General features: G+C 65.1%; 14 protein-coding genes and 1 tRNA gene. 10 read left to right on the top strand and 5 right to left on the bottom strand.

Features of this window, described 5'->3' with window-relative positions; all coding sequences use genetic code 11:
* Positions 1-4 precede the first annotated feature (4 nt).
* From moeB to E3T27_RS07260, 3 genes are all read left to right on the top strand, one after another.
* Entirely contained in the window at positions 5-1,156 is a 1,152-nt protein-coding gene (gene moeB, locus E3T27_RS07265; protein ID WP_134572175.1) for a molybdopterin-synthase adenylyltransferase MoeB, read from the top strand.
* A gap of 117 nt (positions 1,157-1,273) precedes the next feature.
* Positions 1,274-1,438, top strand: a complete 165-nt coding sequence (locus tag E3T27_RS16520) for a DUF2207 domain-containing protein (protein ID WP_146069887.1) — start codon at positions 1,274-1,276, stop codon at positions 1,436-1,438.
* 300 nt (positions 1,439-1,738) lie between these two features.
* Complete coding sequence (locus E3T27_RS07260; RefSeq protein WP_134572084.1) at positions 1,739-2,635, top strand: PfkB family carbohydrate kinase; 897 nt, start codon at positions 1,739-1,741, stop codon at positions 2,633-2,635.
* A gap of 33 nt (positions 2,636-2,668) precedes the next feature.
* Here the strand turns inward: E3T27_RS07260 and E3T27_RS07255 are convergent, their stop codons facing one another.
* Complete coding sequence (locus tag E3T27_RS07255) at positions 2,669-3,235, bottom strand: HEAT repeat domain-containing protein (RefSeq protein ID WP_134572083.1); 567 nt, start codon at positions 3,233-3,235, stop codon at positions 2,669-2,671.
* 104 nt (positions 3,236-3,339) lie between these two features.
* Positions 3,340-3,786 carry a GNAT family N-acetyltransferase gene (locus tag E3T27_RS07250; protein WP_158251862.1) on the bottom strand — a complete coding sequence of 149 codons (447 nt, stop codon included), beginning with the start codon at positions 3,784-3,786 and terminating at the stop codon, positions 3,340-3,342.
* A gap of 71 nt (positions 3,787-3,857) precedes the next feature.
* Here E3T27_RS07250 and E3T27_RS07245 point away from each other — a divergent pair, with 71 nt between their 5' ends.
* The 3 genes from E3T27_RS07245 to E3T27_RS07235 are packed head-to-tail and all read left to right on the top strand — an operon-like array spanning position 3,858 to position 5,893.
* Positions 3,858-4,304 (top strand): FAS1-like dehydratase domain-containing protein, encoded by a 447-nt coding sequence (locus tag E3T27_RS07245; protein ID WP_104200271.1) that lies wholly within the window; start codon positions 3,858-3,860, stop codon positions 4,302-4,304.
* Positions 4,301-4,723 (top strand): MaoC/PaaZ C-terminal domain-containing protein, encoded by a 423-nt coding sequence (locus E3T27_RS07240; RefSeq protein ID WP_134572081.1) that lies wholly within the window; start codon positions 4,301-4,303, stop codon positions 4,721-4,723. The genes E3T27_RS07245 and E3T27_RS07240 overlap by 4 nt, the downstream gene beginning before the upstream one ends.
* A 3-nt stretch (positions 4,724-4,726) precedes the next feature.
* Positions 4,727-5,893, top strand: coding sequence for a UDP-N-acetylmuramate dehydrogenase (locus E3T27_RS07235; RefSeq protein ID WP_134572080.1), 1,167 nt, complete (start codon positions 4,727-4,729; stop codon positions 5,891-5,893).
* A gap of 21 nt (positions 5,894-5,914) precedes the next feature.
* Here the strand turns inward: E3T27_RS07235 and E3T27_RS07230 are convergent, their stop codons facing one another.
* From E3T27_RS07230 to E3T27_RS07220, 3 genes are all read right to left on the bottom strand, one after another.
* Positions 5,915-6,769, bottom strand: coding sequence for an ABC transporter permease (locus E3T27_RS07230; protein ID WP_134572079.1), 855 nt, complete (start codon positions 6,767-6,769; stop codon positions 5,915-5,917).
* Positions 6,766-7,710, bottom strand: coding sequence for an ABC transporter ATP-binding protein (locus E3T27_RS07225; RefSeq protein WP_134572078.1), 945 nt, complete (start codon positions 7,708-7,710; stop codon positions 6,766-6,768). Before E3T27_RS07225 ends, E3T27_RS07230 begins: the two co-directional genes overlap by 4 nt.
* Positions 7,711-7,789: 79 nt before the next feature.
* Positions 7,790-8,992, bottom strand: a complete 1,203-nt coding sequence (locus E3T27_RS07220; RefSeq protein ID WP_104196850.1) for a pyridoxal phosphate-dependent aminotransferase — start codon at positions 8,990-8,992, stop codon at positions 7,790-7,792.
* Between the two features lie 155 nt (positions 8,993-9,147).
* Here E3T27_RS07220 and E3T27_RS07215 point away from each other — a divergent pair, with 155 nt between their 5' ends.
* The 4 genes from E3T27_RS07215 to secE all read left to right on the top strand — a co-directional run bounded on the left by E3T27_RS07215 (position 9,148) and on the right by secE (position 12,118).
* The gene (locus E3T27_RS07215; protein WP_134572077.1) at positions 9,148-9,990 is read left to right on the top strand and encodes a UbiA family prenyltransferase; all 843 of its coding nucleotides are present in this window, start codon (positions 9,148-9,150) and stop codon (positions 9,988-9,990) included.
* Positions 9,987-11,441, top strand: a complete 1,455-nt coding sequence (locus E3T27_RS07210; protein WP_134572076.1) for a phytoene desaturase family protein — start codon at positions 9,987-9,989, stop codon at positions 11,439-11,441. The genes E3T27_RS07215 and E3T27_RS07210 overlap by 4 nt, the downstream gene beginning before the upstream one ends.
* A 291-nt stretch (positions 11,442-11,732) precedes the next feature.
* A tRNA-Trp gene (locus E3T27_RS07205) sits at positions 11,733-11,805 on the top strand.
* Between the two features lie 40 nt (positions 11,806-11,845).
* The gene (gene secE, locus E3T27_RS07200) at positions 11,846-12,118 is read left to right on the top strand and encodes a preprotein translocase subunit SecE (protein WP_104196939.1); all 273 of its coding nucleotides are present in this window, start codon (positions 11,846-11,848) and stop codon (positions 12,116-12,118) included.
* The last annotated feature ends 2 nt before the right edge of the window (positions 12,119-12,120 follow it).

The raw sequence follows: 12,120 nt of genomic DNA, 5'->3' as shown, positions 1-12,120 counted from the left end.
GCGGATGCCGGTGCTCGCGCCGCTCGTCGAACCCGGCGAGGAGCTCACCAAAGCCGAGCGCGAGCGGTATTCGCGCCACATTCTTATTCCCGAAATCGGAATGCTCAGCCAGCGACGGCTGAAAAATGCGCGCGTTCTCGTAATCGGCGCCGGCGGACTCGGCTCGCCGGTGCTGCTCTACCTCGCAGCCGCCGGGGTGGGCACGCTCGGCATCGTCGATCACGACACCGTGGACCTCAGCAACCTGCAGCGCCAGATCATCCACGGTACCTCAGGCCTCGGCCACTCGAAACTAGAATCGGCAGCGGCCGCGGTCGCCGAGCTCAATCCGCTGGTCACGGTGCACCAGCACGACGTCTGGCTTAGTGCGGCGAATGCCCTCGACCTGTTCGCCCAGTACGACCTGATCGTCGACGGCGCCGACACCTTCGCCACGCGTTACCTGGTCAGCGACGCTGCCGCGATGCTCGGTAAACCCTGCGTCTGGGGATCCATCCTGCGCTTCGACGGGCAGGTCAGCGTGTTCTGGAACCGGCACGGACCCACCTACCGAGACCTGTATCCGGAAGCCCCGCCAGCGGGCTCAGTACCCAGCTGTGGCGAGGGTGGAGTGTTTGGAATGCTGTGCGGAACGATCGGCTCGACGATGGTGGCCGAAGCCGTGAAGTTGATCACCGGGGTCGGGCGCACATTGCTTGGCCGGGTCGTGCTGTTCAATGCGCTCGAAGCGACCTGGCGCGAAATCAGCATTGCGCGCGACCCTGCGGCCGAAGCGATCACCGCGCTGATGGACTACGAGGCGTTGTGCGGGACATCGAGCCTCAATGACGATGCGATTTCCGTGCAGGAACTCGCCGTTATGCTCCAGGCTCGGCAGCGGGGCGAGATCGACTTCGACCTCATCGACGTTCGGGAACCAGAGGAGTACGAGATCGTACACATTGCCGGGGCGCTACTCGTGCCGCAGGGCACCATCCTCTCCGGAGAGGCGTGCCTTGCCCGGGACCGCGACGTTGTCGTGCACTGCAAGGCTGGCCCGCGCTCGGCTGCCGTCTGCGCCGAGCTGCAGCGGCAAGGCTATGAGCATGTGCGTCAGGTTGAGGGCGGCGTTCTGGCCTGGGTGAAAGAGATCGAGCCCACGCTTTCGACATACTAAAGCGCGCGATGGCGACACGAAAGCAGAGGCCACACGCGGCATCTGTTTTCCACCCCCATAAGGGGGTAGTATCGCCGCAATCGGGGATTTCCCGCGCATGAAATGAAAGGTCGGACTATGAACCCGTTACTCATCATTGTGGCCGTTATCGCGGTGGTGCTGCTCATTACCGGAGGTCTGGTGCAGTCGCTTCAATTTCTGCTCTGGGTCGGTATCGTACTGGCGATCATCGCCGTGATCATGTTCCTGATGCGATCAATGTCCGGACGCAAGAGCGCTTGACGCGACACGGTGCCAGAGCAGTCGGTAGAAGGAGAATAAACTCCTTCTACCGACTTTTTCTCTGTCCAAACAAGCTGTTGCCGAGTTGATACAGCTGACAACAGATGCAGCCCTGACAACGATGGCGGTGCTTTCCTGAGACCACGCTTACTGTAGTGTCGAGGCGCTTGATCGAGTTGGAGATCAATCGTTGCGCCGTGCGCCCGGCCGACCATGCGGCAGGTCGCCGCACTCGCCGGTGTCACCCCTACATCGTGCCGGCCGAGCTCATCGCTCGCGGCTCCGAAGAGATTGGACCCCATGCCTGAACTCAACGCCCCTTCCCGTGTCGTCGTCGTCGGTGACGCCCTGATCGATGTGCTGCGTGACGGTGAGGCGAGCCGGGAATTCGCCGGCGGTGCAGCCCTGAACGTGGCGGTGGGCCTGGCCATACTCGGGGTGCCGACGACCCTGATCGCGATGGTCGGTGACGACGCTGACGGCGCGGTGCTTCGGTCCTTCCTCGACCAGTACGGCGTGCAGCTGATCGCGACACCGGGCCCGCTCGGGTCTTCCCGGGCGGTGTCGGATCGCACCGATGGCGAACCCCGCTACTTCTTCAACGACGCCGCTAAAGCGCGCCGGATCGAGTTCGGCGCGGCCGAGAGGGCGGCGCTGGTCGCCGCTGCCATCGTCGTCGTGAGTTGTTTTCCGTTCGACGACACCGCGCAAACCGAGGCATTCATCGCCTGCGTCACCGACCCGGAGCACCGCCTCGTGATCGACCCGAACCCGCGGGCCGGCATGCTGCACGACGGACCGCGGTTCGTACGCAACTTTGAGGCGCTCGCCGCGCGCAGTCTGCTCGTGAAGGTCGGCGACGAAGACGCCGACCTTCTCTACGACAGCACGCTCGACGAGCTGCGCGAACGACTCGTCGATGGGGGCGCGCAGACCGTGCTGGCGACTGCCGGTCGGCTCGGTGCTTCAGTCTCGTTCGAAAACAATCGGCTGGTCAGCGTCCCGATCGCCGCGCTTGACGGCCCGATCGTCGACACGATGGGGGCGGGGGACGCAACACTGGCGGCATCCGTTTGCACCATCATGAACGACGGGGTGCCGCAGGACTCCACGGCGTGGGAGGCGCTGCTGGCCGACGCCATGCTCACCGCCGCGGCGACCTGCCGGCACGAGGGAGCGCTGCTCCGCCGGCCGTAGCGAGCGGATGCCCGGGTCGGGTTAGGCCCCGGGTTAGGCCTCGGTTTCGGGCTCGGTCAGGTTGAGACGGGAGCGAATGGCGTCGCGGGCCTGCTGGGCGGCGCGGCGCACCTCCTTGTCGGAGTCGCGCAGGCGCACCTCGATCGTCGCGATGTTGTCGGCGGTACCCTGATCGGCGAGGGCGTGCAGCGCGGCGGAACGCGCGCGCGGGTTCTCGTCGGTCGTGAGACGCACGAGCTTGGGTACCACCTGCAGGCCGCGCAGCAGCACAACCTTGGCGCACATTTCGCGCACGCGCCACGCCTGATTGTTCAGACCGACGACGATGTACGGCGCGGCCTGCTCTCCCCAGACGTGCAGCAGCGCGCGGGCGCCCCACAGTTCGGGCCAGTACAGGGCGGGTGCACCCTCGAGGATGCCGAGCGCGTGGCGTCCGCCGGCGTAAAGCAGAAAGTCTTTTCCGGCGTTCTTGGCGCGCAACAGGGCCACGGCATTGTCGATGACGACGTTCTCGCCGTAGTGCACGACGGCGGCGCGAATGCGCTCATCGGTCGGCAGATCGATCGGAAGGTCGGGGTGCGGAATCAATTTGTTTTGCATAGCCCTCTAACGCTACCTCCCCTCCGCAGTTTCCAGCCCGCGAGAGCGCAAAAAGTGCCCGATTACGAGTGTCAAACAGGCACTTTTTGCGCTGTCGCGAGCTATTAGGAGAGGAGCAACTCGAAACCGGAGGCCTGCTCGTAAATGCCGTAGTTGCCGATGTCGACGAAACCGAGACTGCGGTAGAGGGCGAGTGCTTCGGGCTGCGCGTAGCCGGTTTCCAAACGCATCCGCTCGTAGCCGAGATCTCGGGCGAGGGATTCCAGCTCGCGCAGAATCGTCTTCGCGTGGCCCTGGCGGCGATAATCCGGGTTGGTCCACATGCGCTTGACCTCGGCGGTGGTGGCGTCGTACTGGCGGAGGCCGCCGCCGGCGACCGTGGTGTCACCGTCGACGAGCACGAGAAATCCTCCGCCGGGCGGATCAAACTCGGCCCCATCAACGTCGTGCACAGAATCGCCATCGCCGTATCGGGTTTCGTATTCACGGTGCAGGTCAAGCAGAAGAGGGGCTACTGCGGGGTCACCGAAGCGCACGGATACACATTTCACGCTTAATAGTGTGCGCCTTGTCGCGGTGCGCTCCTGACAATCGGCGGGAGCTCTCTGAGTAGACTCGATGGGTGTCAGTGAACCCAGAGTTGCAGGGGCGGGTCTTTCCGCCGGTCGCCCCGTATCTAGTCGGCCGTGAAAAGGTGCGCGAATTCTCCCGCGCCGTGTTCGCGACCAACCCGATCAACCACGATCCCGAAGCGGCCCGCGCGGCCGGCCACCACGACGTCGTCGCCCCGCCCACCTTTGCCGTGGTCGTGCAGGAGGCCACCCTGGCCCAACTTCTGGCCGAACCGGATGGCGGCATCGACTTCACCCGCGTCGTGCACGGTGACCAACGCTTCAGCTATACCCGGCCGATCATCGCCGGCGATGAGCTCACGGCAACTCTCGCGGTGACGAGCATCAAGAGCCTCGGTGGCCACTCGATGGTGACCGCCGAGTCCACCATCGTTGACGCCGCGGGCGCCCACGTCGTGACCGCCATCTCCACCCTCGTCGTCAGGGGAGACGAATGATCCCCGTTGTGACCGACCTCACGGTCGGCGACGTCGTCGCCGAGGCGAGTTTCGCCCTGACGCGCGATTCTCTCGTGCGCTATGCCGGGGCATCCGGTGATTTCAATCCCATTCACTACCGCGATGATGTCGCGCAGTCGGTGGGATTGTCGGGTGTGCTCGCCCACGGCATGCTCACTATGGGGCTGGCCGTGCAACCCGTCGTCGACTGGGCGGGCGACCCGGCCCGGGTTCTCGACTACCAGGTGCGGTTTACCCGCCCGGTCTTCGTCGACGCCACTGCTGGCGCAACCGTGGCGGTCGTCGCCAAGGTCGGCGCCGTCGACCCCGAAGCCCTCATCGCCCGCATTGACCTGACCGTGACGTTCAACGGTGCAACGGTTCTCGGCAAGGCGCAGGCGCGCGTCAACCTGGCCTGAAACATGATCGAACCCGTCGCGCTCAGCACCCTCACCACCTTTCAAATCGGTGGGCCACCAGTTGCACGGGTGGCACCGGTCACGGAGCATGACCTCATCAACGAGACCCTCGTGGTCTGGGGCATGGCTGAGAACTGGTTGCTGCTCGGCGGCGGCTCCAACACCGTCGTCGCTGACGACGGCTTCGACGGCATCGTCATCCACGTGGTGACGCGCGGTATCGAAGTGCTCCGCAGTGAAACCACCAGCGAAGCGGATGCCGTCACCGGGCCGACCGGTGGGGTGCGACTGCGCGTACAGGCCGGCGAACCGTGGGACGACCTCGTCGCCTACAGCGTGGATCGCGGCTGGTCCGGCATCGAGGCGCTGTCGGGCATTCCCGGATCGTGCGGTGCCGCCCCGGTGCAGAACATTGGCGCCTACGGTCAGGAGCTTGCGGACAGCCTCGTCGCCATCGATTTTCTCTCTTATGAAACCGGCGAGGTCGAACGACTCGAGCATGCCGATCTGGGCCTCGGCTACCGCACCTCCGCGCTCAAACAGGGGCTGCGCGGCGTCGTGCTCGCGATCGAGCTGAAGCTGCATGACACCGCGGCCGAGGCATCCGTTTTGGGAAGCGCCCTCGGTCAACCGTTGAAGTACGCCCAACTCGCCGGGGCCCTCGGTGTTCAGCTCGGCGACCGGGTGCCGCTGCAGATTGTGCGCGCCACCGTTCTCGGGCTGCGGGCCGACAAGGGAATGGTGCTCGACCCGAGCGACCCCGACACCTTCAGCGCCGGTTCGTTCTTCACCAACCCGATCGTGACCGAGGCATTTGCCCGCTCGCTGCCGGCGGATGCGCCGCGCTGGCCGCTTGCCGCGGAGCCGGCTGATCGTGTTATTCCGCTTGAGGAATATACGGGGGTCGGACCTGTTCCCGGTGAGGAACCCGTGCGTATGGTCAAGCTCAGCGCCGCCTGGTTGATCGAACACGCCGGGGTCAGCCGCGGCTTTCGCCTGCCGGGATCGAGAGCGGCTGTGTCGAGCAAACACACCCTGGCCTTGACGAATACCGGCGGGGCTACCGCTGAGGAAGTCGCCGAACTGGCCCGGTACGTGCTCGGCCGGGTGCAGGCGGAGTTCGGGGTGAACCTGCAGCCCGAGCCGGTGCTGGTGGGGCTGACGCTCTAGCGCCCGGGCGTCAGGCCAGGCTCACGCATCGCGCCGAATCCAACGAAACGTCACCCGGCTCAGCACGAGCCCCAGCACCAGCCAGATGCCGAGGGCGCCGGCCACCCAGGGCAAATCCCAGGTACCGCTCTGCTCGGCAGCCGCGAAGCTTTCCGGAAGAAAGACCGAACGCATGCCCTGCGCCATCCATTTGAGCGGAAAGATGCTCGCCAGGTTCTGCATCCACTCCGGCAGCGTTGTGAACTGCAGGTAGACGCCCGAGATGAATTGCAGCACGAGCACCACGGGAGCCACCACGGCCGTGGCACTGCGCCCCGACCGAGGTACCGCCGAGAGCGCTATGCCGAGAAACGCGCTCGTGATCACACCGAACACGAACACCCAGGCAAAAGTTGCCCACTTTTCCGGCTCAGTCGGTAGCGCGATATCGAGTACAAGCCGCGCCACGAGCAGCAGGAGGCCGGCCTGAAGAATCGCGGTGACGAAGACCTGCCCGATCTTGCCCAGAAAATAGCTCAGCGGGGAGAGCGGGGTGCCGCCGAGGCGTTTGAGGGTGCCGTCGCTTTTCTCGCCGGCGATATCGACGGCGAGGTTCTGCACACCGGAGAGAAGCATGCCGGCGGCCAGCATGCCGGGCAGATAGTAGGTACCCACGCTGACGCCGCCGGTGCCGTCGGGATTCGCACCGATATTGCCGGAGGAGCTGAACGCGGCGGTGAAAATGCCCAGCATGATGAAGGGAAAAAAGAACGTGAACAACAGGGTATCGGGGGAGCGAAAGTACAGGCGTGTTTCATAGCCGATGCGGGACAGGCCGAGCGCGAGCGTGCCCGGAACCTTGTTCTGTGGGCGGGCGACCGCAACCGTAACGCTCATGCTCGTGCGTCCTTATAGGTGCGCCGGCTCGGCTCCGGCCGGCCGTCATTGTTTGATGCTGCAGCCCCGTTCCCAGCCGGAATTGCCTCGTGTCCACGCACGAGCGACAGGTACACATCTTCAAGACTGGGCCGGATCACCTCGAGATCCTCGGGCTCGGCGCCGTTCAAGCTGCGGACGAGTTCGGCCACGACCTGCGCCGGGCGGCTCGTACGCTCTTCGCGTACCAGTCCGTTGCCGTCACGCCAGCGCACGACCGGAACGCGGGCATCCGCTCCGCCGATTTTGTCGAGCGGGCCGATGTCGATGAGCTGGCCACCGGCGATGATTCCAGCTCGGTCGCCGAGTTGCGCGGCCTCGTCGAGGTAGTGGGTCGTCAGCAGAATGGTGGTGCCCTCCGCTTTGAGCCCGCGAATCAGGTGCCAAAACTGATGCCGGGCCTCGGGGTCGAAGCCGGTGGTTGGTTCGTCGAGAAACAACAACTCGGGGCGTCCGATAATGCCGAGGGCGACATCCACTCGGCGACGCTGCCCGCCGGAAAGCTTGCTGACGCGGGTTTTAGCTTTCTCACGCAGGCCCGCCGCGTCGATGACCTCGTCGACGTCGCGCGGATGAGGATAGAACCCGGCGAAGTGGCGCAGCTGCTCGGTCACGGTGGCATTGCCGCTCTCGTTGCTGGTCTGCAACACAATGCCGAGGCGGGCCTTCCACTCCAGGCCGCCGCGGTGCGGATCAGTGCCCAGCACGCTCACCTCGCCACCGGAACGGTCACGATAGCCCTCGAGAATCTCGATCGTCGTGCTCTTGCCGGCGCCATTCGGGCCGAGCAGGGCGAAGGTCTCACCGGCCGCGATCGAGAAACTCACGCCGCGTACCGCCTCGACGCTGCCATACGATTTCTGCAGGTCGCGCACCTGCACAGCCGGGGGAGTGGGTGTCATAGGTCCAGAGTCCCACTCCCGCGCTCTCCGCACCACCTCCGGTGATCGTCTCCCTCATCCAGCAGCGGAGGATGCCGCACTAGGCGAACAGGCGCTGCAGGCGTTGCACACCCTCGAGCAGGACGTCATCACCGAGGGCGTATGACATGCGCAGGAATCCACTCGGCCCGAAAGCTTCACCCGGAACTGCGGCCACCTCGGCCTGATCGAGAATGAGGTCGGCCAGTTCGAGAGACGTCGTTGGGGTCACACCGCCCCACTGACGGCCGAGCAGGCCGGTCACGTCGGGGTAGACGTAGAACGCGCCCTGCGGGGTGGGCGTCACGACGCCGGGGATCTGGTTCAGCTCGGCGATGATCAACTTGCGGCGGCGGTCAAAGGCGACCCGCATGGCCTCGGCGGCGTCCTGCGGGCCGTTCAGCGCTGCGATTCCCGCGCGCTGCGAGATGTTCGACACGTTCGAAGAGAGGTGGGACTGCAGGTTTGCTGCCGCCTTCATGGCGTCGGCGGGGCCGACCATCCAGCCGAGTCGCCAGCCGGTCATCGCATACGTTTTTGCGACACCGTTGACCAGGATGGTGCGGTCGGCGAGCGCCGGAACGGCCTCGACAATCGAAACGGCACGAACCCCGTCGTACGTGAGGTTCTGATAGATCTCATCGGAGATGACCCAGAGGCCGTTGTCTTCAGCCCACTGGCCGATGGCGCGGGTCTGCTCCAGCGAATAGACGGCACCGGTGGGGTTGGACGGTGAAACGAACAGCAGTACCTTGGTTCGCGGGGTGCGTGCGGCTTCGAGCTGCTCGACGGTCACGAGGTAGCCCTGATCACTGCCGGCGAAGACGTCGACCTGCACGCCGCCGGCGAGGCGGATCGCTTCGGGGTAAGTGGTCCAATACGGGGTCGGCACGATGACCTCGTCACCGGGATCGAGCAGGGTCGCGAAGGCTTGGTAAACGGCTTGCTTGCCACCGTTGGTGACGACGACCTGGTTCGGCGAGACCACCAGGCTGCTGTCACGCAGTGTCTTGGCCGCGATGGCCTCGCGCAGCTCAGGCAGACCAGCCGCTGGGGTGTATCGATAGTTCCTCGGGTCGCGAACGGCGGTCAGCGCCGCCTCCACGATGTGCTCAGGCGTCTGAAAATCGGGTTCCCCCGCCGCGAAGCTGATCACCGGCCTTCCCGCTGCCTGCAGCGCCTTGGCCTTGCCGTCAACCTTGAGGGTCGCTGACTCGGCAATAGAACCGATCCGAGTTGAAATTCGCTTGAGTTCGTGATCCACGTGTTGAGTTTAGCTACCCGACCCGCGCGCAAGCTAGCAAAGCCCCCGGCCGAGCCAGCGCTCGTGCCAGACTCGGTGACGAAGATCGGCCGCGCGCCGGCTGAGCCATGAGATGCCCGTAAAAATTGACTCTCCCGCAGGAATAGAGTGATCAAATGATCACCCGTCTGGTTCAGATCTCTCGACCGGTGCTGTGGGTCAACACCATCGGAACGACCGTCATCGGCATGTGGTTGATCGGGGATTTGTGGCGCTGGGACATCATCCCGCTGCTGCTCTGGGCGACCCTGCCGTTCAACCTGCTGATCTACGGCGTGAACGATATCTTCGACCAGGAAACGGATGCCCGGAACGCCCGCAAGGGCGGCCTCGAGGGGGCTCGTATCCTCGGCTCGGAAACTCGCAGTATTGTGCTCGCGGTCGTGCTGACCAACGCGCCGTTCCTGGCATATTTTCTCATCACGCTGCCGGCGGCCGCGCTCGCCTGGATTGCCGCGTACACGGTGATCTTCATCTTCTACTCGGCACCCCCGCTACGTTTCAAGGCCCGGCGCTACCTTGACTCGCTCAGCAACGCCGCCTACGCCTTCCCGCTGATCTTCGTACCCCTGGCCCTCGGCGCGTCGCCGGTCTGGTCGGCGGCTATCGGGCTGATGGCGTGGAGCGTGGCCAAGCACACCTACGACGCGGTGCAGGATATCGACGAGGACCGCGCCGCCGGAATTCAGACCACTGCCGTCCATCTCGGTGCGCGCGGCGCCACGGTGTGGAGCGGCGTGTGGTGGGCTCTTTCCACCGTGGGATTCGCGCTGATCAGTTGGCCGGTCGCCGCGGTGAATGCCCTCATCGCCGGCTGGCTGGTAATTTCACTGGGGCGCAGCCCCACACCGGCAACGGCCCGCCGACTGTATCGATACTCGATCGTGTTCCCCTACGTTGCCGGTTCCGTAGCGGGGGCCCAAATCGTGGCAGCCATGTTGCTGGGAGGCTATCCATGACCCGATCACGCCTGAATACGTCCCCACGGCGCATAGTCGTGCTCGGTGCGGGCATCGGTGGGCTCACGGCCGCCGCACTGTTAGCCCGCGCCGGCCATTCGGTGACCGTACTGGAAGGATCCGACTGGATCGGTGGCAAGAGCAGGCGCCTCGAGATTGACGGGCAGCGGGTGGACACCGGACCGGCACTGGTCACGTTCCCCCGGGTCTGGGAGGAACTGCTCGCTCGTTACGACGCGCTCGGTGCCCGCCGGTCTGCTCCCTCGGAGGCCGCCGCGGTGGCCGGGGTCACGCTGCACAGGCTGCCCGAAGTGGGCCGGTACTTCTACCGGGGAGAAGCAGCCACCCTGCCGGTGCCGGCCGGGCATCCCTGGTACGCGGCCTGGACCCGTTTCGAACGCGAACACGGTGGCCTCGGGCCCCAGCTCACGAGCATGCTCACCGCCGACCCGTTGGATCCGGCGTCACTGCCGGCCGTGCGCAGCGTGTTCCGCCTGTATGGCACCCGCCTGACCACGCGCAGCTTTCTTGACGGCCTGAGCTGGATGCCCGATGGCCTGCGGGAGGTCATCGCCATCCACACCCTCAACGCGGGCGTCTCTCCCCGGCAGACTCTCGCCCTGTACGCCAGCATGCCGGCCATTATGGCCAGGGACGGCGTGTGGGTTCCCGAGGGCGGAGTGAACGAGCTGCCACTCGCGTTGCACCGCCTGGCGGTGCATGCCGGCGCGAATGTGCACACCGGCGAGCCTGTCACATCCGTGACGAAAGGTTTCGTGACCACGGCGTCGGCGACGTACCCGGCCGACGTGATCGTGAGCGGGCTCGACAGCGTGGTGCTCGACGGCCTGCTCGGCGCGCCACCGGCACGGGCGCGGCCGCGCTCGTGCTCGGGGGTGGCCATCTATGCGGCGCTCGAGACGCCGCTGCCGGAGGGCACGGCCACGCACTCCGTTGTGCTTCCCGACGACCCGGCCGCCCTGCACCGCAGCCTCGATACCGGACTCGTACCGGAGCAGACGATGGCATTCCTGAACTACTATCGGCCGCACGAGGTCTACCCCAACGACCGGGCCACCGTGGCTGTACTCCTCACCGCGCCCGCCGATGGTCGCCACTACGACCTCGACAGCCCGTGGGTGGCGCGTGAGGTGGCTCGGGTGAGCGCCGCCGTGGGCCTGGACCGGCCGATCAGCGAGCTGTTTCGGGACCATGTCGTGTTCGACCCGCAGTATTTCGGCGGCTGGGGTTCCGCCGATGGAGCACTCTACGGCGCAACCCACCCGCTCTGGCAGAGTGGGCCATTCCACCGCCCCGGCTACACGAGCCGTGCACGTCCGTGGCTGTGGCGGGTGGGCGCGTCGGTGCACCCCGGCGGCGGTATCCCGGCCGTGCTCGGCGGCGCCATGACCGCGATGCACAAGCTGATCGGCCGCCTCGATGCTCCCTGATCCCAGCTGCTGGCTCCGCGTTCACCTGAGAAGATAAAACCCGACGGGTCGGGTGGAACCGGATCAATCGATGAGGACTCACGTTTTCGCAAGGTGCGCGCTCAAGGGTTCGTGTGCCAAGCTGACCGGGAAGCGGCAGCTCGCCCCTTGGGCTTGTTCGCCTCAGCTTTACAGTGGCCGGTCCGTGACCTAGACTGGTTCCGGTAGTTGAATTCGCCATGCTTTTCTGCGCCTTTTTCCACGTGTTCCTACGTGGTCGAAGTTCAGGCGGCTTTGCGGGTTTGCTTCCATAGGGTGGTGGCTCAATTGGTAGAGCAGCGGTCTCCAAAACCGCAGGTTGCAGGTTCGAGTCCTGTCCGCCCTGCACATCGGTAGAATTCTTCCGATCATGAGAGGTGAAACAGGTGGCCCGAAAAGTTGTCGACGAACCTAGTGAGGAAGTCGTCGCGAACGCCCGAATTGCCCGCGACTCCAATCGCGGTCCTTTCGCTCGGTTGTCTCTGTTTATCAAGCAGGTTTTCGCCGAGTTGCGCAAGGTCGTCACTCCGACTCGTAAAGAGTTGCTGAACTACACCGGCGTCGTACTCGTCTTCGTGATTATCATGATGGCTATCGTCTCGGCTTTCGACTGGATCTTCGGGCTTGCCGTTCTCTACGTGTTCGGAACGCCGGGTTAAGA

The organism is Cryobacterium lyxosi (assembly GCF_004403345.1).
GTDB classification, from domain to species: Bacteria; Actinomycetota; Actinomycetes; order Actinomycetales; family Microbacteriaceae; genus Cryobacterium; species Cryobacterium lyxosi.
Note: the sequence above shows the minus strand (reverse complement) of the source record. Positions and strands in the feature narration are given on the sequence as shown.

Coding starts and splice junctions, on each gene's coding strand:
- moeB (WP_134572175.1), top strand. CDS start 5: ATGCCGGTGCTCGCGCCGCTCGTCGAACCCGGCGAGGAGCTCACCAAA.
- E3T27_RS16520 (WP_146069887.1), top strand. CDS start 1,274: ATGAACCCGTTACTCATCATTGTGGCCGTTATCGCGGTGGTGCTGCTC.
- E3T27_RS07260 (WP_134572084.1), top strand. CDS start 1,739: ATGCCTGAACTCAACGCCCCTTCCCGTGTCGTCGTCGTCGGTGACGCC.
- E3T27_RS07255 (WP_134572083.1), bottom strand. CDS start 3,235: ATGCAAAACAAATTGATTCCGCACCCCGACCTTCCGATCGATCTGCCG.
- E3T27_RS07240 (WP_134572081.1), top strand. CDS start 4,301: ATGATCCCCGTTGTGACCGACCTCACGGTCGGCGACGTCGTCGCCGAG.
- E3T27_RS07235 (WP_134572080.1), top strand. CDS start 4,727: ATGATCGAACCCGTCGCGCTCAGCACCCTCACCACCTTTCAAATCGGT.
- E3T27_RS07230 (WP_134572079.1), bottom strand. CDS start 6,769: ATGAGCGTTACGGTTGCGGTCGCCCGCCCACAGAACAAGGTTCCGGGC.
- E3T27_RS07225 (WP_134572078.1), bottom strand. CDS start 7,710: ATGACACCCACTCCCCCGGCTGTGCAGGTGCGCGACCTGCAGAAATCG.
- E3T27_RS07215 (WP_134572077.1), top strand. CDS start 9,148: ATGATCACCCGTCTGGTTCAGATCTCTCGACCGGTGCTGTGGGTCAAC.
- E3T27_RS07210 (WP_134572076.1), top strand. CDS start 9,987: ATGACCCGATCACGCCTGAATACGTCCCCACGGCGCATAGTCGTGCTC.